This window comes from Phytopseudomonas dryadis (genome assembly GCF_004327355.1).
Classification (GTDB): domain Bacteria; phylum Pseudomonadota; class Gammaproteobacteria; order Pseudomonadales; family Pseudomonadaceae; genus Aquipseudomonas; species Aquipseudomonas dryadis.
This window is the reverse complement of record NZ_QJUM01000019.1, coordinates 29,019-46,755: the sequence shown is the minus strand read 5'-3', so window position 1 is coordinate 46,755 and position 17,737 is coordinate 29,019. Positions and strand designations below refer to the sequence as shown.

Genomic DNA, 17,737 nt, shown 5'->3' with positions numbered 1-17,737 from the left:
GCATCATTGCAGTGGCGAGAAGCCGGTCGGCCGCAGGATTCGCGAGTCGAGCGTGACCACCGCATCCAGCTCCTTGTTCTTGCGTCCGAACGCTGCCCAGCGCGGGTCCGCGGCCATGGCGGCCCGCCGTCGCGCACGTTCGTCGAGGCTTTCATAGGCCCAGATGTGCACCACCTGATTGGCTTCGCCGAACTCGGTGGTGAAGAACCCCACCAGTTGCCCCAGGTGTTCGCTCTGTACCGCCAGGGCGTCGCTCTGATAGAGCGCCAGCCAGTCGGCCAGCTTGGTGGGCTTGAGGGTGTAGGTGCGCAGTTCGTAGTACATGTTCAGTTCTCCTGACGATGCGGTGTCGCCGAGCTCAAACGTTCGGCGACATGGGTGGCGGCGATGTGGCCGAAGGTCAGTCCGGGGCCGAGGGTGATGCCCGGGCCTGGATAAGTGCCGTCCATGATCGAGTTCATGTCGTTGCCCACGGCGTACAGGCCGGGGATGGCGGCGCCGGCCGTGTCCAGCACGTTGGCCTGGGTATCGGTGAGCAGGCCGCGTGCCGAGCCGAGGTCGCCGGTATGCACGCGCACGGCGTAGAAGGGCGCGCGGGTCAGGGGGGCCAGGCAGGGGTTCGGCCGGTGATCCGGATCGCCCATGTAGCGGTTGTAGCTGTTGCCGCCCTTGCCGAATTCGCGGTCGACGCCCGCCCGTGCATCGGCATTGAAGCGTTCGAGCGTGCGCCGCAGCTCGTGCGCATCGATGCCCAGCTCCTGCGCCAGCCGTTCGGCGCTATCGGCCTTGTGCAGGTAGCCGGCGTCGATCAGCGCGCGGTTGTCCACCGGGCTCGGACGTGCCAGGCCCAGGCCGTACTTGCTCATGGCCGTGGCGTCGCAGATCAGCCAGCAGACACTGTTGCCAGTGGCGAACATGGTCTGCACGAAGTGGTGGTAGGAATCGGCTTCGTTGACGAAGCGCTGGCCCGCCGCGTTCACTGCGATCACCCCGGGTTTGGCGCGATCGGTGACCAGGTGCGGGAAGCGCTCGCGCTCGCCGTTGGCATGGCGGATTTCGGAAACCGGCGCCCAGAAGAAATTCGCCGCCAGCCCCTCGCCAGTGGCGGCATTCACCGCTTCGCCCAGGCGCAGAGCGTCACCGCTGTTGGTCGCCGGCGACATGCTCAGGTGCGGCTGCGCGCTGGCCGGTCGATAGGCCGCGGCCAGCGGCGCCGCGGCGAAACCGCCCATGGCGCAGACCACGCCGCCGCGTGCGCGTACCTCTTCGAGTCGGCCCGCATGCCGGATGCGTGCGCCGAGCACGCTGCCGTTCTCGACGATCAACGCGTCCGCCTCGCTCTGCAGCCACAGGGTGACGCCATTGGCGAACGCCGTGGTGGCGAGCCGGGCGATCAGCGCATTGCCGGTGGTCAGCCGCGCGCCCCGTGGGTAGCGCAGGCGATCGCAGGCATAGCGGGCCATCAGCTTCAGGCAGTGCCAGAGCGATGCCGGCGAGCGGCGCATGCTGAGGAAATGCTGGATGTCCACCCGGTTGACCATCATCGCGCCGAACAGCAGCATGCCGGCGGGCGGCATCTTCAGGTTCCTGAAGTGCTCGCCGAGGCGGCCGCCGTCGTACTCGAGCACCTCCAGCGCCCGGCCCCGTTCGGTGGCGCCTGGCGCGTCCGGATAGTAGTCCGGCGACAGGGGACGCAGGCTGTAGCGCAGTTCCGAATTCGCTTCCAGCCAGCGCAGGGCCTCGTGGCCGCGTTCGATGAAGGTCTCCACCTGCTCGGCGCGGTAGCCGCGGCCGATGACGCTCCGCAGGTAGTGGCGCATGGCCTCGCGGCTGTCTTCGATAGCGGCCGCGCAGGCCTGGTCGCTGGCGTGGATCCAGATCGCGCCGCCGGAGATCGCCGAGGTGCCGCCGAACTGTGCGGCCTTCTCGACCATCAGGACCTTGAGGCCCTTGCCGGAGGCGGTCACCGCGGCGGCGAAGCCCGCGGCGCCGCTGCCGAGCACGATCAGGTCATAGTGGCCCGCGCGGCTGTCGCGCTGTTCGCTGGCGGGTATCGCGGTGGCGATGTTCATGGCTGCGCTCCTCACAGTTGCAGTGGCGTCACGCCCATGAAGTGGCCGAGGTGGCCTGCCTGGGCGATGGCCATCTGCGGGCCGGTCTGGATCGAGCAGCCGCGCTGGCGAGCGAAGGCCAGCAGGGGCGTGATGGCCGGTGAGGTGACCACGTCGGCGACGTGCGCGGTTGGCGCCAGGCTGTCGAGCAGCGCCTGGGGCAGGGGCAGTTCGCCGCTGTCGCCCATGCCCACCGGCGAGGCGTTGACGAGCAGATCGAAAGCGGCCAGCGAGGCGCCGGCGCCGCTCTCGATCGGCAGTTCCGGGAACGCGCCGCCGAGCAGATCGGCCAGGGCGCCGCTACGCTCGTTGCAGGCATCGACCAGGCTGAGGCTGGCGATACCGGCCTGGCCCAGCGAATAGGCGATGGCGCTGCCGACCCCCCCGGCGCCGACCACCAGCGCCCGCTTGCCGGCGACGGCGAAGCCCTGCTGCCGCGCGGCATTGAGGAAACCTTCGCCGTCGACGTTATCGCCGACCAGCCGGCCGTCGCGCTCGCGGCGGATTACGTTGACCGAGCGCAGTGCGCCGGCGCGCTCGCTGAGGGCGTCCAGGCACCCGGCGATCCGCTGCTTGTAGGGCACGGTGACCACGCAGCCGCGCAGGTTCTGCCAGCCGCGCAGGGTGTCGAGAAAGACCTCGAGGGATCGTTCGTGCAGATCGATGGGCAGCATCGCCAGGTTCTCGCCGTGGGCGGCGAACCAGTTATTGAAGTTTTCCGGGGATTTCACTTGGGCGATGGGCGAGCCGACGATCGCGACCAGTTCGGTGGAGCCGATAACCATGCAAGGTGCCTGCTTGTTGGAGTTGTTGTTGGCACCGATGGTGAGGGCGCGTTTGGAGGCGGACAACGCGCTTGAGGGCGGTTTATGTTGTTAATCGCACTGGCAGTGCGATAATCGCAGCAAAATGCTCGATGAGATGCCGATGAAGACCCCCGTGATCCATCCCCGTGACCTGATCGTGGGCCTGCAGACGGGCCTGGCGCTGATGCAACTGTTCAGCGTCGATACCCCCCGCCTGACGGTGCCCCAGGCGGCCCGCGCCGCGGGGCTGAGCAACAGCGCGGCACGGCGCTTTCTGCTGACCCTGGTCCACGATGGTTTCGCCGAGACCGACGGACGCGATTACTGGCTGACCGCCCGGGTGCTGCGCATCGGCCAGGCCTATGTGGACTCGGCGCAACTGCCGAGGATGCTGAGGCCGATCGTCGAACAGGTGGCGCGAACCAGCGGTGAGCACGTGTCCGTGGGGGTACGCGACGGCGATGACATCGTGCACATCGTGCGCAGCCGCTACAGCCATATTTCCTCGCTGTCGATCCGGCCGGGATCGCGGGTGCCGATGTATTGCACGGCCAGTGGCCGCATCTGGCTGGCCAGCCTGCCGGCCGAGGGGCTGGCCGCCTATTTCCAGCGGGTCGAGCCGCAAGCGCTGACGCCCTATACGCGGACCGACGTGGCGGCTCTGGGCGAGGAACTGCTGAAGGTCGCGCAGCAGGGCTATGCCACGGTCGACGGCGAGTACGAAGTGGGCATGCGGGTACTGGGGGTGCCCCTGCTCGATCGCCATGGCGCGCTCAAGGCGACGCTGTCGATCACCACCCACGCCTCACGGGGCGACATCAGGGAGATGCGCCAGCGCCACCTGACCACGCTGTACGAGGCCCAGGCCCTGCTCCGGCCCATTCTGGATTGAGGCCGGCTTACAGGGCAGCCGGGTTGACCGCGTTCTGCGCGCGCCTGGCCTGCTTCAGGTACTGGCCCAGTTCCCGGGCCGGCAGGGGCTTGCTGTAGAAGTAGCCCTGACCTTCGTGGCAGCCCTGGGCGATGATGTAGGCCTCCTGCTCGGCGGTTTCCACGCCCTCGGCGATGACCTGCATGCCCAGGCTCTTGCCGAGCTGGATGATGGCGCGAACGATGGTGGCGTCGTCCTCGTCGTCCAGCAGGTCCTGGACGAAGCTCTTGTCGATCTTGATCTTGTCCAGCGGCAGGCTCTTCAGGTAGCTGAGCGAGGAATAGCCGGTACCGAAGTCGTCGATGGCGATCAGCGCGCCGGAGCGGCGCAGGCTGAGCAGGTGCTGGGCGGCGGTGCTGATGTCTTCCATCAGGCCGGTTTCGGTGACTTCCAGCTCCAGGCTGCGCGTCGGCAGGCGGTACATCTGCATCAGGTTGTTGACCACCCGGGGCAGCTCGGCGTGGTGCAGTTGCACCGTGGACAGGTTGACCGCCATGCGCAGCTCGCTGTAGCCCTGATCGTGCCATTCGCGTAACTGCCGGCAGCTCTGGTCGAGCACCCATTCGCCGATGGCGATGATGGTGCCGTTCTGCTCGGCCAGGGGAATGAACAGGTCCGGGGCGACCAGGCCGTGCTGCGGATGCTGCCAGCGCAGCAGCGCTTCGACGCCGACCACGCGCTGGTCGCGGTAACTGATCTGCGGCTGATAGACCAGGTGCAGCTGGTTCTGCGCCAGCGCCTCGCGCAGGTCCTTTTCCATTTCGCGGCGGCGGCGCATCTCGCTGTCGACGCTGGCGATGTAGAACTGGTAGCGGTTGCGCGAACGGCTCTTGGCCAGGGTCATGGTCTGTTCGGCTTTCTGCAGCAGCTTTTCGGTGCTGTCGCCGTCCTCGGGGAACAGGGTGATGCCGATGGTGGCGCGCAGGCGCACTTCCTGGTCGCAGAGGAGGAAGGGCGCCTCCAGGTCGTCGAGCACGCTCTGCGCCAGCTCCGCCGCTTCGTAGGGCTGCTCGATATCGGCCTGGACCAGGGCGAACTGGTCGCCGCCCAGGCGCGCCAGTGCCCCCAGCCGGCCGCTATGGCTGCGCAGGCGGTCGGAGAGGGCCAGCAGCAACTGGTCGCCGATCTGGTAGCTGAACTGCTCGTTGATGCCCTTGAAGTCGTCCAGGCCGACGCACAGCACGGCGACGCGCCGCTGCAGGCGGCCGGCATCCTCGAGGATCTGGTCGAGCTGCTGCTGCAGTTGCTGGCGATTCGGCAAACCGGTGAGGAAGTCGTACTGGGCCATGCGCTGCAGGCTGTCTTCCGCCTCGCGGCGCAGATGGGTGTTGCGCTCGATGGAGGCGAGCAACTGGTTGGCCGTGTTGATCCACAGGCCCAGTTCGTTCTTCTCGTTGCCCGCCAGCATCGGTAGCTTGTGCTCGCTGGGCCGGTCGGGGTTGATGCTGCTCAGGTGGTCGATGATCTTGGCCAGCGGCTTGGTCAGCAGCCAGTGATAGACCAGGTACAGCACCAGCCCCATGGCCAGGGCGCGCAGCACGCCGGAGATGAAGATGATCACCGAGTTGATGACGAAGCTCTGGCCGTAGAGGGCGGTGTCGAGGGTGATGTTGAGGTCGCCGTAATATTCGCTGTAGGGCGCGCGGCCGACCAGCCGGGTGCTGAAGCTCTGCTCGTTGCCGAGGATGCTGTCGGTCAGCCAGCGGGTCGGCAGTTGCGCCAGCGGCCGGCTCCGCTCCGCCAGCATCGGCTCGTTCGGGTGGCCGATGGAGGCCATGCGCACCGATTCGTGCTGGAACAGGCCTTCGATGACCTGCATGCCCATTTCCCGATCCAGGCTGTAGACCGCCTGGGTCGAGGGATCGCGGAACATGCCGAGGATGCGCTGGGCATCGCCGGCCACGGCCTGGCGCGTCTTGTAGACGTCGAAGACGATCTGCGCGCAACTCAGTACCACACCGACCACCAGCGCCGACAGCAGCACCACGCGAAGCAGTTTCATGGACAGGCTGTGCTTGAGTTCCAGCTTCAAGTGACGTTTCCTTGTGCGATGCCAAGCGTCAGACGTTGGATGAGTATTGGCAAACTCGCCGTTGCAGTCAAAGGGCCATTACCTGCCTTGGGATTAATGCGAAAGCCCTGCGCTGGCGATCGGCATTGTGTCGGAGACAGGGCCCGGGTCTTGAGTACCGTCGGTCGTGGTTGGTGCCGGATCAGTATGCGGCGTTGGCGGAGAATGCGCCGTATCGAATGCAAAATGCCCCCCCGGCTTGCGCCAGGGAGGCATTCTATGGCTCGCCATCCTTCGAACCGTCGCTGCGCGACGTGAAAAATGGTTCGGGGCTCAGGCGGCGAAGTTCTTCGCCACGAAGTCCCAGTTGACCAGGTTCCAGAACGCTTCGACGTACTTCGGACGGACGTTGCGGTAGTCGATGTAGTAGGCGTGTTCCCAGACGTCGCAGGTCAGCAGCGGGGTGTCGCCGCTGGTCAGCGGGCAGCCGGCGCCGATGGTGCTGGACAGGGCCAGGGAGCCGTCGGCCTTCTTCACCAGCCAGCCCCAGCCGGAACCGAAGGTGCCGATGCTGACCTTGCTGAATTCTTCCTTGAATTTCTCGAAGGAGCCGAAGGATTTTTCGATGGCCGCGGCCAGTTCACCCGTCGGCTGACCGCCGCCATTGGGGCTCAGGCAGTTCCAGTAGAAGGTGTGGTTCCATACCTGGGCGGCGTTGTTGAAGATGCCGCCGGACGAGCTCTTGACGATCTCTTCGAGGCTCTTGCCTTCGAACTCGGTACCGGGTACCAGGTTGTTCAGGTTCACCACGTAGGTGTTGTGGTGCTTGTCGTGGTGGTACTCCAGCGTTTCCTTGGAGATGTGCGGCTGCAGGGCATCATGTGCGTAAGGCAGCGGCGGCAATTCGAAAGCCATGGTTGTTCTCCTAATCAGGTCTGTTGCGGTGAGCGCAAGGCCGATCACGGGCGGCCAAACATGCATCGGCGAGTTTGTACTCTTTGCGACGCAGGCCGAGGATCATAGCACCGGGCCTGTGGCGAAACCACGCAGCAAGTGTATGGACACAGGGCAATCGCGCTACGCGCGCGAAGAGCCGAAAACAGCGCTGGAAGGCTGGAGGCTTAACGAAAAGCAGCCCGAGCACACAGGAAAACAGAGGTTTCTCGTTCAGCCCTCCAGCCTCCAGCGCTGTTCAGCGAGTGTTTTTCACACTATGACGCCATAGCGCGATTGCCCTGTGTATGGACAAGCGGTGCCAGAGCCTCTCGCCGGTATCTGCGGATGGCCAGCAGGCGGTCAGGCCAGCTTCATCGTCAGCACGCCGGCGACGATCACCAGGCAGGCGATCAGGCGCACGGGCGGCATCGGTTCGCCGAGCAGCAGGCGACCGATCAGCAGGGCGAAGACCACGCTGGTTTCACGCAGGGCCGAGACCAGCGCCACCGGCGCCTGGGTCGTGGCCCAGATGACGATGCTGTAGGCCAGCAGCGACATGGCCCCGCCCAGCAGCCCGCCGCGCCAGTGCGGGCCGAGCTGGAGGAAGGTGCGCGGGCCGCGCTGGCTGGCGATCACCACGGCCATGACCAGGCCGTTCACCGCGAACAGCCACATCGAGTAGGACAGCGCATCCTGGCTGGCCCGCGCGCCGCTGGCATCGGCAAGGGTGTAGCCGGCGATGAACAGGGCGGTCATCAGGGCACTGCCCAGCAGGCCGGCGTTGGCTTTGCCGGGGCCACGGCCACCGCGGATGGCCATCAACCAGATACCGCCGACCAGAATCAGCAGGCCGAGGAATTGCGCCGCGGGCAGCGTTTCACCGAGCAGGAGGACCGAGAGTCCGGCCACCAGCAGCGGCGAACTGCCCCGCGAGATCGGATAGACCTGGCCCAGATCGCCGTAGCGGTAGGCGCGCGCGAGAAACACGTTGTAGCCGATGTGCAGCAGTGCGGAGAGGATGATCCAGGGCCATGCCGCGACTGCCGGAACGGCCACCAATGGCAGCGCCACCAGGGCCACGCCGCCGGCGCCGATCTGGATCAGCGAGGCGGTGAGGAAACGATCCAGGCCGATTTTCAGCAGGGCGTTCCAGCCGGCATGCAGGGCGGCCGAAGCGATCACGGCGACGAAGACGGTGGTTGGCAAGAACGGCCCTGCGCGATGCGTGGTATTCGAGGCGTCGGAGCATAGCACCGCGTATCACGCAACGGGCCGCACCATCAACTGCCAGGCGACGGCGAACATCATGCCGGCCACCAGCAGATCGATGAGCCGCCAGGTCAGCGGGCGCGCCAGCCATGGAGCCAGCCATGCCGCGCCCAGCGCCAGGCTGAGAAACCACAGCAGCGAGGTGCTGGCGGCACCGGCGGCATAGGCGCCGGGCACGCTCTGCTGGGCGCCGAGCGAGCCGATCAGCAGCACGGTGTCCAGGTAGACGTGGGGGTTGAGCAGGGTCACCGCCAGCGCCGTGAGCAGCACGGCGCGACGCGAACGCGGCGCACTGGCCTGGGCGGTCAGCGCGCTGGGACGACAGGCCCGCAACAGTGCCTGGGCGCCATACCAGAGCAGGAAGGCCACGCCGCCCCAGCGCGCGATGCCGAGCAGCAGCGGATTGCGCGCCAGCAGCGCCGCCAGGCCGAACACCCCGGCGGCGATCAGCAGGACGTCGCACAGGATGCACAGCAGCGCCACCGGCACGTGGTGTTCGCGGCGCAGACTCTGGGCCAGGACGAACGCGTTCTGCGCGCCGAGGGCGATGATCAGGCCGGCGCTGATCAGCAGGCCGTTGCTGTAGCTCTGCCACATGGCGTCAGTGCCCCCGTGCGACAGGCGCGAGAGAGAAGGGGGCGAAGCGGAACGGTCCTGACATGATCGCTGAGTCCTTGCACGGGGAAGTGACTGGCAGTCTGCGACGTTTGTCGGTATAAGAAAAAACAATATTGCTGATTACTCATTAGGAAAATCGATTGTTCGATTACAAGTTGCTGGCGGCCTTGGCGGCGGTCGTCGAACAGGCCGGATTCGAGCGCGGCGCCCAGGTGCTGGGTTTGTCGCAGTCGGCGGTTTCGCAGCGGATCAAGCTGCTCGAGGCCCGGGTCGGCCAGCCGGTGCTGCTGCGGGCGATACCGCCGACGCCCACCGATGTCGGCCGGCGCCTGCTCAACCACGTGCAGCAGGTGCGCCTGCTCGAGCGCGATCTCCAGGACCAGGTGCCGGCGCTGCAGGACGATGGGCCGGCGCAGCGGCTGCGCATCGCCATCAACGCCGACAGCCTGGCGACCTGGTGGGCGGACGCGGTGACCGCGTTCTGCGCGCGCCATCGGGTGCTGCTGGAGCTGGTGGTGGAGGATCAGGAGGTGGGCCTCAAGCGCATGCGCGCCGGCGATGTGGCCGCCTGCGTGTGCGCCGCCGAGCGCCCGGTGTCCGGGGCGCGCAGCCTGGCGCTGGGGGGCATGCGTTACCGCGCCGTGGCCAGCCCGGCGTTCATCGCCCGGCATTTTGCCGAGGGGGTGACGGTCGAGGGGCTGGCCCGGGCGCCGGCCATCGTCTTCGGCCCGGACGATCAGTTGCAACACCGCTACCTGAACGAGTTGGGCCTGTCGGGGGCTTTCAGCCACCATTTGTGCCCGTCATCCGAGGGCTTCCTGCGCCTGACCGCGGCCGGCCTGGGCTGGGGCATGGTGCCCGAGCAGCAGATTCGTACGGAGATCGAGCGCGGCGAACTGATCGAGCTGTTCGCCGACCGCCCTGTCGATGTGGCGCTGTACTGGCACCACTGGCGCAATGGCGGTGAGTTGCTCGATCGCCTGACCAGCCACCTGCACAAGCATGCCGCGAACTGCCTGGTGCCCCTGCCCTGACGGTTCAGCCGATGACGATGCGGCCCGACCCCGGCAGCGCCTCGATGCAGCGCGAACCGAACAGCCGCGAGGGCGTGAAGTAGCCACCGGGGCCGTGGTAGTCGAGCAGGTGGCGTACGGCGAGCAGCCCGCCGTGCACGGTCACGTCGTAGCTGTTGGCGGTCTTCAGCCTGGCGTTCAGGTACTGGCCGGCGGCGTTGCGCGCCTCCCCCCAGAGCCAGGTGGGCCGCCGCGAACGGGCCGCCTCGTCGGGGCCCTCGATGCGTTTGCCCGCCTGGCGTTTGAGCCAGCGCTGGGCCGCTTCATGGGCGAGCAACGGCCGCAGCGGATCGAGCAGGCGCATGCCCAGCGCCACGGCGGGCGGCGAGGGCACGTACACCTCGATATTGTCGATGCCGGTGGAGTAATAGGCCGTCGCCACGTCGCCCCAGGGAATGCTCACGGCGGCCTTGCTGCCGCGGCCGAAGTCGATCTCGCGGCGCTTGTAGCCCAGGGGAACGTCGACGATCACGCCGGCGCGGCGTACCTTGCCGCCGTTCTTGAGCGCTTCGATGGCGGTCTTCGCCGTACCGGGAGAGAGGCCGCCGGCGCTGTCGAAGCCCAGGGCCAGGTGGGTCGCGTCGGGCAACGCCTGATACAGGCAGGCGGCCAGGCAGTCGCTGGGAATCACGTCGAAACCCACCCCGGGACACACGGCGATACCAACGGCGTGGGCTTCGCCGTCGCGCCGGTGGGCGGCTTCGAAAACGCCGATCTCGCCGGTGATGTCCAGGTAATGGGTGGCGCTGGCCAGGCAGGCGTCGAGCAGTGCGGCGCTGGTGGTGGAGAAGGGCCCGGCGCAGTTGAGCACCACGTCGATATCCGCCAGCGCCTCGCGCGCCGCATGCGCGCGCTGCAGATCGAAGACCCGGCAATCGAGGCCCAGGTGGCTGCCGAGCGCATGCACCGGGCCCGGGGCCCGGCCGGCGAGGATCGGTGACAGGCCCTGGCGGTGCGCTTCCTCGGCCAGCAGTTGGCCGGCGTAGCCGTTGGCTCCATAGATCATCCATGTGCCCGTGGTCATGTTGGTTCCCCTGGATTGCCGTTCTGTGAAGGGTTGACCCGCAGGTGCGGCAGGCGTTCGACCTGTTAGAGTGCGCAGGCGGGCATGGCAGCGGAGAGCGTGATGAGAATTCTGGTCACGGGGGCAAGCGGCTTCATCGGTGGGCGGTTCGCCCGGTTCGCCCTGGAACAGGGCCTGGATGTGCGGGTCAGTGGGCGCCGGCAGGATGCCTTCGACCATCTGCTCAGGCGCGGCGCCGAATTCGTGCCGGGCGAGCTGGCCGACCCGGCGCTGGCCCTCGACCTCTGCGAGGGTATCGAGGCCGTGGTGCACTGTGCCGGCGCGGTGGGCGTATGGGGCAGCTACCAGCACTTTCACCAGGGCAACGTGCTGCTCACCGAGAACGTCATCGAGGCGTGTCTCAAGCGCCATGTGCGGCGGCTGGTGCACCTGTCGTCACCCTCGATCTATTTCGATGGCGACGCGCACGTGGGGATCAGCGAGGAACAGCTTCCCAAACGCTTCTCCAATCATTACGCCGCGACCAAGTTTCTCGCCGAGCAACGGTTGTTCGGCGCCCAGGAGTTCGGCCTGGAGGTGGTCGCCTTGCGCCCGCGTTTCGTCACCGGCGCCGGCGATACCAGCATCTTCCCGCGGCTGATCGAGATGCAGCGCAAGGGCCGCCTGGCCATCGTCGGCAACGGCCTGAACAAGGTCGACTTCACCAGTGTGCACAACCTCAACGAGGCGCTGCTCAGCGCGCTGCTGGCGGCCGGCCCGGCGTTGGGCAAGGCGTACAACATCAGCAACGGTGCGCCGCTGCCGCTGTGGGACGTGATCAACTACGTGCTGCGCCGGCTGGATCTGCCGCCGGTCACCCGGCATGTGCCCTATGCCCTGGCCTATGGCGCGGCGACCTTGAACGAGGCCGTCTGCCGCGTCTTGCCGGGGCGCCCTGAGCCGTCGCTGTCACGCTTGGCGGTCGCCGTGATGGCCAGGGATTTCTCGCTGGATATCAGCCGCGCGCGGCATTACCTCGACTACGAGGCGGCCAGCGGCCTGTGGCCGGCGCTGGATGAGTTCTGTCGCTGGTGGCAGGCCCACCAGCGCTGATCAGACGTGGACCCGCTGGCCCCGGTAGATGCGCACCGAACCGTTCGATTGCGCGGGTACGCTGCCGGGCAGGGGGGCGAAGCCGTGCTGAACGACCATCGGGGTCTCGCTCAGGCGAGCCAGGCGCTGGCCCAGTTCACGGGTTTCGTCGTCCGCGGAGGTCAGGCAGGCGCTGAGCATGGCGTTGACCGCATCGGGCTGGCTGAGACGGATGTCGAGCGCCAGTTCGTCGCGCAGGCGACGGCGCAGGTTTTTCATGCAGTCCAACACTTCTCTGTTCAGTTCCATGTGCTTCCCCCGGGGTGAAAAGGCCGTCACTGCTGGATGACTGCGGGCGCCCGCTCTGTCGGCTGAGCGGGTCGCGTGAGATCGCTGGCGCGATTGCCTATGGCGATGTCGTATCCGAAACGTGCAAAGCGCGTACCAGTTCACAAATCGCGGAACTTGCCCGGCCTGCAGCGGGTCGCTGTGCCTGAGCGGCGCACAGCGGCGGTGCGACTGCACTGGCATGGCGCGACGCTGAAGCGCCATGCGCGAATCGGTATACTGCGCGACATTGCATCTCCACGGCGGTTTTCTGAAGGTCTATCCATGCGTAACGATGCCAACGACGAACTCGATCACGTGCCCAGCCTCACGCCTGGTCGGCGCGACCAGGATGATTTCGACGGCGATCCCGAGCCCTACGCCCGCGGCCCCGCCCCCCTGCACCCGGCCGCGGCGCCAGCCCGTTCGGCCAGCACCGGCCCGCTCTGGGCGCTGGTCGGCGCGCTGACCATCGCCCTGGGTGGCCTGGGCTGGTGGAGCTTCCAGCAGATCAACCTGATGGAGCAGCAACTGGTCGCCACCCAGGAGAGCTTCGCGCGCATCAGCGAGGAAGCGGCGGGCCGCATTCAGGACATTTCCGGCAAGGTGGTGGCCACCGAATCCAATGTCACCTCGGGCAGCGAGGCGCTGCGGCTGCAGGTGCGGCAACTGGAGAACAAGGTCGCCGAACTGACCAGGCAGCAACAGGCCGTCGCCGCGCAGCAGGGCGAGCGGGACAAACGCATCGAGCAACTGGCGGCCGACCTGAAGACCCAGCAGGGCGCCACCGGCAAGTACGACGATACGCTGAAGGGCCTCGCCGGCGAGCAAGGCACGCTGAAAAGCGAACTGGCCGCGCTCAAGAGCGAGCAGGCGACCTTCAAGACCGCCCAGGCGGACAGCGGCAAGCTGGAGGCGCAGGTCAAGAGCCTGGCGGCCGATGTCGAGGCGCTGAAGAAGATCGGCAACCCCAACCAGGCCATCGGCCGCCTGGAACAGGATCTGCTGGTGCTCAAGAGCGATCTGGAAACCCGGCCGGCGGCGAGTGCCGGCAACACCGCCGAGTTCGACGGTTTCCGCGCGCAGACCACCCGCAACATCAACACCCTGCAAGCGCAGATCCAGAACCTGCAGCAACAGATCGACGCGCGCTGATCCGCGTTCGAAACGAAAAGGCCCGCGTTCTTGCGCGGGCTTTTTTGTAGCCTGCCGTCCCTGGCGGCCACCCTGCGGGCCGTCGCAAGCGACGTCAAAAATGCCTCCCGACTTTTTTGTTGTGCGCTCGGAATGGGCGCATTCCTGCGGATACAAGTCCCACCCCATATCGATCACCGCGAGCGAAGCGCAACTGCATGGGGGGCGACCGAGCGTAGAGCGTAATCTGCGAGTCGATGGGCAAGAACCGGATAGAAGGCGCTGTCTCGCAGGACGAGCGGGCAATGAGCCGAGAGGCTCTGGCGATCAAGGCGAAACGGCGTAGGAGCCAGCGGTCGTGCAGAGAAGGAATGCGTTCTTAGTTGGGTAGATCCCGCCTCGATCCTGAGAGAATAACGGTGTTGAACTGCGAAGCGAGCAGTCAGAGGAGGCCAACCGCATTGACCGTCTCGGACAGTCGTCCTATGATTTTGCTCTGTATAGGACAATTGACCTAGGGCGGAAAGGAGTGAAGCCAATGAGCGCGGGACACTGGCTGGACGCAGGCCATGAGCAATGAGACCACCCGCGACCGTATCGTCGCAGAGGCGGATAGGCTGTTCTACGAGCGCGGCTACGAGCACACGTCGTTCGCCGACATCGCCGATGCCGTCGGCATCTCGCGCGGCAATTTCTATTATCACTTCAAGAGCAAGGACGAGATCCTGGATGCCGTCATCGGCGCGCGCGCGGCGAGCACCCGCCAGATGCTGGAGACATGGGAGGCGCAAAGCGATGGCCCGGTCGGGCGCATCCGCAGCTTCATCCGCATTGTGGTGACCAACCAGGCCAGGATCATGCGCCACGGCTGCCCGGTGGGCACGCTTTGTACCGAGTTGGCCAAGCTCGCACATCCGGCGCAACCACAGGCCAACCGGCTTTTCACCTTGTTCCGTAGCTGGCTGCGCCAGCAGTTCGTGCTGCTCGGGCGCAAGGCCGATGCGGATGCGCTGGCGATGCACGTCCTGGCGTTCAGCCAGGGCGTCGCGGTACTCGCCCATGCCTTCCACGACAAGCGGTTCGTCCAGCAGGAAGTGGAGCGCATGTGTGCCTGGCTCGATGGCATTGCCGTGGAGGCGGCGCAGACGGCAAGCGGATGAGCCCTTGTCCATCTCATAGGAGAACGTGCCATGTTCATCGTGTTTCTTAGATTCTCCGCTGCGCGGGATCAGGCCGGGCGGCTGATGCAAGCCCACAAGGACTGGCTACAGCGAGGCTTCGACGACGGTGTGTTCCTGCTGGCCGGCAGCATCCAGCCACAGGCGGGTGGCGCGATCCTGGCGCATGGCGTCACGCTGGACGAGCTTCAGGAACGGGTCGACCGCGACCCCTTCGTGGCCGATGACGTGGTGCGAGCCGAGATCGTCGAGGTGTCGCCATCGAAAGCTGATGAGCGATTGGCTTTCCTGCTCGGTTGAACGGCGAGGCACCCGCATAAGCCGGTCTGTGTGCCGGGAATCTTCGCCTCGGTCACCAGCATGGCGGTACTGCATCGCGGCGCGCTGGGGATCTTGAAGACGATCGCCAGCGTGGGCAGGTGTTCGTCGTGCCTCGCTTGCGGCCACGATTCGCGCCCGTCCCATACCCGCGACACAGATGGAGTTGCACACCTTGCAGGCGTTCGACGCGACCCTGCGCGATGTGAGGGTGGTCATCGCATACAGCGTGTCATGGCCAGCCATCGCCGCGGGGGCAGGGCAAACCGCCGTTTTATGGAGCCAATGCTTGACTGACAGGCATTAGCCAGGCACGGGTCGTTACAGGCGCGGGTAGTCGATATAGCCGACCGGGCCGGAGCCGTAGAAGGTCTCCGGATGCGGCTCGTTGAGAGCCGCGTTCTGGCGCAGGCGCTCCGGCAGGTCGGGGTTGGCGATGAAGGGGACGCCGAAGGCCACCGCGTCGGCCTTGCCGCTGGCCAGCCAGGCGTTGGCCTGTTCCCGGGTGAAGCGCTCGTTGGCGATGAACACGCCGCCGAAGGCTTGCTTGAGGCTCGGCGACAGGCTGTCGTCGGCTTCCTTCTCGCGGGCGCAGATGAAGGCGATGCCGCGCTTGCCCAGTTCCCGGGCGACGTAGGCGAAGGTCTCGGCGCGTTGCGAGTCGCCCATGTCGTGGCTGTCGGCGCGTGGCGCCAGGTGCATGCCGACGCGGCCGGGTTCCCAGACGCTGAGTACGGCATCGGTCACTTCCAGCATCAGGCGCGCGCGGTTTTCCAGGGAGCCGCCGTAGCGGTCGCTGCGCCGGTTGGTGCTGTCCTGCAGGAACTGGTCGAGCAGGTAGCCGTTGGCGCCGTGGATTTCCACCCCGTCGAAACCGGCGGCCTTGGCGTTTTCCGCACCCTGGCGGTAGGCCTCGATGACATCGGCGATCTCTTCGGTTTCCAGGGCGCGCGGGGTGACGTACTCCTGCTGGGGGCGAATCAGGCTGACGTGGCCGCTGGGCTTGATCGCACTCGGCGCCACCGGCAGCTCGCCGTCCAGGTAGCTCGGGTCGGAAATACGCCCCACGTGCCACAGTTGCAGGACGATCTTGCCGCCGTTGGCGTGTACCGCCTTGGTCACCTTGCTCCAGCCGCGGATCTGCTCGTCGGACCAGATGCCCGGGGTGTTCGGGTAGCCCACGCCCAGGGGCGTGACCGAGGTGGCTTCGCTGATGATCAGGCCGGCCGAGGCGCGCTGTACGTAGTACTCGGCCATGAGTTCGTTGGGCACGCGGCCCTCGTCGGCCCGGCAGCGGGTCAGCGGGGCCATGATGATGCGGTTGGCGAGTTCCAGGTCGCCGATCTTGATGGGGTCGAAAAGTGTCGTCATTGCGGGAGTCCTCTGATCATTCACTGAGTGCGAGTTCAGGTTCGGGGGTACGGCTGTTGAAGGTGAGCAGGGTGGCCAGCACCGCCAGCACGGCCAGTGCCGCCGCGGCCAGGGGTACGCTGGTCAGGCCGTAGCCGCCGGCGATGACCAGGCCGCCGACCCAGGCGCCCAGGGCGTTGCCCAGGTTGAAGGCGCCGATGTTCAGGGTCGAGACCAGGGTCGGTGCGGCGGCGCCGAAGGCCACCACGTTGACCTGCAGGGCCGGCACCGCGGCGAACGCGGCCACGGCCCAGAAGAACAGGGTGATTTCCGCCGGCACCAGGGCCCGGCTGGTCCAGCTGAACAGGGTCGAGACCAGGGCCATGGCGATGAATACGCCGAGCAGGGTGGCCTTGAGGTTGCGGTCGGCGAGGCGGCCGCCGAGCACGTTGCCCAGGGTCAGGCCGAGGCCGATCAGCAGCAGCGTCCAGGTCACTCCCGAGGGCGAGACGCCGGTGATTTCTCCGAGCAGCGGGGCGATGTAGGTGAACAGGGCGAACATCGAGGCGGCGAACAGCACCGTGCTGCTCAGCGCCAGCCACAGGCCGGCGCCGCGCAGCGCGCCGATTTCACGGCGCAGGTCGGCGCGCGGCTCGTCGCGGTGGCGCGGCAGGGCCAGCCACAGGCCGATCAGCGCGATCACCCCGATCAGGGTCACCGCCCAGAAGGTCGAGCGCCAGCCGGCGGCCTGGCCCAGGGCGGTGCCCAGCGGCACGCCGAGGACGTTGGCCAGGGTCAGGCCGGTGAACATCATGGCCACCGCCGAAGCCCGGCGGTTGGCCGGCACCAGGCTGGCGGCCACCACCGAACCGATGCCGAAGAAGGCGCCGTGGCACAGCGCGGTGATCACCCGGGCGACCATCAGCATGGCGTAGTCGCTGGCCAGGGCGCAGAACAGGTTGCCGGCGATGAAGATGCCCATCAGCGACAGCAGGGCGGCCTTGCGTGGCCAACTGGAGGTGACCAGGGCCATGAACGGCGCGCCGAGCGCCACGCCCAGGGCGTAGCCGGTGACCAGCCAGCCGGCCCCGGGAATGGAGACGCCGAGATCGCCGGCGACCTCCGGCAACAGGCCCATGATGACGAATTCGGTGGTGCCGATGGCGAACGAGGACAGGGCGAGAACGAGTAAGGCTGCGGGCATGCCACCGGCTCCTGAAGGTTTTGGCTGAGGGTCAGAGTTGCTCGCCGATAAGGCGGATGAAGGCCTGGATGCAGGCTTCGTTGCGCTTGAAGAAGTGCCACTGGCCGACCTTGCGGCTGGTCACCAGGCCGGCCCTCTGCAGGGTCGCCAGGTGCGCCGACACGGTGGACTGGGACAGCCCGGTGCGCTCGTCGAACTTGCCGGCACAGACGCCGATGGCGAACGGGTGATCCTGCTCGGCGAAGTACGCCTCGGGCTCCTTGAGCCAGCGCAGCATGTCCCGGCGCACGGGGTGGGCCAGGGCCTTGATCACGTCGTCCAGGTCGATGTCGGCGGTGGCCATGGGCTCTCCAGGTATCGGGGTAACGCCATATCG

The 17,737-nt window shown here is 66.9% G+C and carries 18 protein-coding genes; 6 read left to right on the top strand and 12 right to left on the bottom strand.

Translation table 11 applies throughout. The features are described 5' to 3' along the window. Positions 1 to 3: 3 nt before the first annotated feature. From DNK34_RS16340 to DNK34_RS16330, 3 genes are read right to left on the bottom strand one after another with little or no spacing between them, the layout of a single operon-like run. A complete protein-coding gene (locus DNK34_RS16340) occupies positions 4 to 324 on the bottom strand; it encodes an NIPSNAP family protein (protein WP_131175998.1) in 321 nt (106 codons plus the stop codon). 2 nt (positions 325 to 326) lie between these two features. Further along, the gene (locus DNK34_RS16335; RefSeq protein WP_131175997.1) at positions 327 to 2,072 is read right to left on the bottom strand and encodes an FAD-dependent oxidoreductase; all 1,746 of its coding nucleotides are present in this window, start codon (positions 2,070 to 2,072) and stop codon (positions 327 to 329) included. Between the two features lie 11 nt (positions 2,073 to 2,083). After that, a complete protein-coding gene (locus tag DNK34_RS16330) occupies positions 2,084 to 2,896 on the bottom strand; it encodes a shikimate dehydrogenase family protein (RefSeq protein ID WP_131175996.1) in 813 nt (270 codons plus the stop codon). Positions 2,897 to 3,038: 142 nt separating this feature from the next. Between DNK34_RS16330 and DNK34_RS16325 the strand changes: the two genes are divergently transcribed. Next, on the top strand, positions 3,039 to 3,809 hold the full coding sequence (locus DNK34_RS16325) for an IclR family transcriptional regulator domain-containing protein (protein ID WP_131175995.1): 771 nt from the start codon (positions 3,039 to 3,041) through the stop codon (positions 3,807 to 3,809). 7 nt (positions 3,810 to 3,816) lie between these two features. Here DNK34_RS16325 and DNK34_RS16320 read toward each other — a convergent pair whose 3' ends face one another. From DNK34_RS16320 to DNK34_RS16300, 4 genes are all read right to left on the bottom strand, one after another. Further along, entirely contained in the window at positions 3,817 to 5,880 is a 2,064-nt protein-coding gene (locus tag DNK34_RS16320; protein WP_131175994.1) for a putative bifunctional diguanylate cyclase/phosphodiesterase, read from the bottom strand. A 312-nt stretch (positions 5,881 to 6,192) separates the two neighbouring features. Continuing rightward, entirely contained in the window at positions 6,193 to 6,774 is a 582-nt protein-coding gene (gene sodB, locus DNK34_RS16315) for a superoxide dismutase [Fe] (protein WP_131175993.1), read from the bottom strand. 381 nt (positions 6,775 to 7,155) lie between these two features. Then, positions 7,156 to 8,001 (bottom strand): EamA family transporter, encoded by an 846-nt coding sequence (locus DNK34_RS16305; protein ID WP_131175991.1) that lies wholly within the window; start codon positions 7,999 to 8,001, stop codon positions 7,156 to 7,158. Between the two features lie 54 nt (positions 8,002 to 8,055). Beyond that, the gene (locus DNK34_RS16300; protein ID WP_131175990.1) at positions 8,056 to 8,661 is read right to left on the bottom strand and encodes a LysE/ArgO family amino acid transporter; all 606 of its coding nucleotides are present in this window, start codon (positions 8,659 to 8,661) and stop codon (positions 8,056 to 8,058) included. Positions 8,662 to 8,822: 161 nt separating this feature from the next. Here DNK34_RS16300 and DNK34_RS16295 point away from each other — a divergent pair, with 161 nt between their 5' ends. Then, positions 8,823 to 9,716: a LysR family transcriptional regulator ArgP gene (locus DNK34_RS16295; RefSeq protein WP_131175989.1), complete on the top strand. Its 894-nt coding sequence runs from the start codon at positions 8,823 to 8,825 to the stop codon at positions 9,714 to 9,716. A 4-nt stretch (positions 9,717 to 9,720) separates the two neighbouring features. On the opposite strand, the gene DNK34_RS16290 is transcribed toward DNK34_RS16295, so the two are convergent. Next, positions 9,721 to 10,779 carry a saccharopine dehydrogenase family protein gene (locus DNK34_RS16290; protein ID WP_131175988.1) on the bottom strand — a complete coding sequence of 353 codons (1,059 nt, stop codon included), beginning with the start codon at positions 10,777 to 10,779 and terminating at the stop codon, positions 9,721 to 9,723. 102 nt (positions 10,780 to 10,881) lie between these two features. On the opposite strand from DNK34_RS16290, the gene DNK34_RS16285 reads away from it, so the two are divergent. Then, positions 10,882 to 11,871: an NAD-dependent epimerase/dehydratase family protein gene (locus DNK34_RS16285; protein WP_131175987.1), complete on the top strand. Its 990-nt coding sequence runs from the start codon at positions 10,882 to 10,884 to the stop codon at positions 11,869 to 11,871. On the opposite strand, the gene DNK34_RS16280 is transcribed toward DNK34_RS16285, so the two are convergent. Then, complete coding sequence (locus DNK34_RS16280) at positions 11,872 to 12,159, bottom strand: hypothetical protein (protein WP_131175986.1); 288 nt, start codon at positions 12,157 to 12,159, stop codon at positions 11,872 to 11,874. A gap of 303 nt (positions 12,160 to 12,462) precedes the next feature. Here DNK34_RS16280 and DNK34_RS16275 point away from each other — a divergent pair, with 303 nt between their 5' ends. The 3 genes from DNK34_RS16275 (at position 12,463) to DNK34_RS16265 (ending at position 14,789) form a co-directional block, all read left to right on the top strand. Beyond that, a complete protein-coding gene (locus DNK34_RS16275) occupies positions 12,463 to 13,332 on the top strand; it encodes an ATPase (RefSeq protein WP_131175985.1) in 870 nt (289 codons plus the stop codon). A gap of 548 nt (positions 13,333 to 13,880) precedes the next feature. Continuing rightward, positions 13,881 to 14,471, top strand: coding sequence for a TetR/AcrR family transcriptional regulator (locus tag DNK34_RS16270; protein ID WP_131175984.1), 591 nt, complete (start codon positions 13,881 to 13,883; stop codon positions 14,469 to 14,471). A 30-nt stretch (positions 14,472 to 14,501) separates the two neighbouring features. Next, the gene (locus tag DNK34_RS16265; RefSeq protein ID WP_131175983.1) at positions 14,502 to 14,789 is read left to right on the top strand and encodes a YciI family protein; all 288 of its coding nucleotides are present in this window, start codon (positions 14,502 to 14,504) and stop codon (positions 14,787 to 14,789) included. Positions 14,790 to 15,128: 339 nt separating this feature from the next. Here the strand turns inward: DNK34_RS16265 and DNK34_RS16260 are convergent, their stop codons facing one another. The 3 genes from DNK34_RS16260 to DNK34_RS16250 are packed head-to-tail and all read right to left on the bottom strand — an operon-like array spanning position 15,129 to position 17,704. After that, positions 15,129 to 16,178 (bottom strand): alkene reductase, encoded by a 1,050-nt coding sequence (locus DNK34_RS16260; RefSeq protein WP_131175982.1) that lies wholly within the window; start codon positions 16,176 to 16,178, stop codon positions 15,129 to 15,131. A gap of 16 nt (positions 16,179 to 16,194) precedes the next feature. Beyond that, positions 16,195 to 17,361: an MFS transporter gene (locus DNK34_RS16255; RefSeq protein WP_131175981.1), complete on the bottom strand. Its 1,167-nt coding sequence runs from the start codon at positions 17,359 to 17,361 to the stop codon at positions 16,195 to 16,197. 31 nt (positions 17,362 to 17,392) lie between these two features. Further along, entirely contained in the window at positions 17,393 to 17,704 is a 312-nt protein-coding gene (locus DNK34_RS16250; RefSeq protein WP_131175980.1) for an ArsR/SmtB family transcription factor, read from the bottom strand. Between the last annotated feature and the right edge of the window lie 33 nt (positions 17,705 to 17,737).

What these genes read in the sequence shown, in the direction of transcription:
- DNK34_RS16340 (WP_131175998.1), bottom strand. Translation starts at nt 324, where the DNA reads ATGTACTACGAACTGCGCACCTACACCCTCAAGCCCACCAAGCTGGCC.
- DNK34_RS16335 (WP_131175997.1), bottom strand. Translation starts at nt 2,072, where the DNA reads ATGAACATCGCCACCGCGATACCCGCCAGCGAACAGCGCGACAGCCGC.
- DNK34_RS16330 (WP_131175996.1), bottom strand. Translation starts at nt 2,896, where the DNA reads ATGGTTATCGGCTCCACCGAACTGGTCGCGATCGTCGGCTCGCCCATC.
- DNK34_RS16325 (WP_131175995.1), top strand. Translation starts at nt 3,039, where the DNA reads ATGAAGACCCCCGTGATCCATCCCCGTGACCTGATCGTGGGCCTGCAG.
- sodB (WP_131175993.1), bottom strand. Translation starts at nt 6,774, where the DNA reads ATGGCTTTCGAATTGCCGCCGCTGCCTTACGCACATGATGCCCTGCAG.
- DNK34_RS16300 (WP_131175990.1), bottom strand. Translation starts at nt 8,661, where the DNA reads ATGTGGCAGAGCTACAGCAACGGCCTGCTGATCAGCGCCGGCCTGATC.
- DNK34_RS16290 (WP_131175988.1), bottom strand. Translation starts at nt 10,779, where the DNA reads ATGACCACGGGCACATGGATGATCTATGGAGCCAACGGCTACGCCGGC.
- DNK34_RS16285 (WP_131175987.1), top strand. Translation starts at nt 10,882, where the DNA reads ATGAGAATTCTGGTCACGGGGGCAAGCGGCTTCATCGGTGGGCGGTTC.
- DNK34_RS16280 (WP_131175986.1), bottom strand. Translation starts at nt 12,159, where the DNA reads ATGGAACTGAACAGAGAAGTGTTGGACTGCATGAAAAACCTGCGCCGT.
- DNK34_RS16275 (WP_131175985.1), top strand. Translation starts at nt 12,463, where the DNA reads ATGCGTAACGATGCCAACGACGAACTCGATCACGTGCCCAGCCTCACG.
- DNK34_RS16270 (WP_131175984.1), top strand. Translation starts at nt 13,881, where the DNA reads ATGAGCAATGAGACCACCCGCGACCGTATCGTCGCAGAGGCGGATAGG.
- DNK34_RS16265 (WP_131175983.1), top strand. Translation starts at nt 14,502, where the DNA reads ATGTTCATCGTGTTTCTTAGATTCTCCGCTGCGCGGGATCAGGCCGGG.
- DNK34_RS16260 (WP_131175982.1), bottom strand. Translation starts at nt 16,178, where the DNA reads ATGACGACACTTTTCGACCCCATCAAGATCGGCGACCTGGAACTCGCC.
- DNK34_RS16255 (WP_131175981.1), bottom strand. Translation starts at nt 17,361, where the DNA reads ATGCCCGCAGCCTTACTCGTTCTCGCCCTGTCCTCGTTCGCCATCGGC.
- DNK34_RS16250 (WP_131175980.1), bottom strand. Translation starts at nt 17,704, where the DNA reads ATGGCCACCGCCGACATCGACCTGGACGACGTGATCAAGGCCCTGGCC.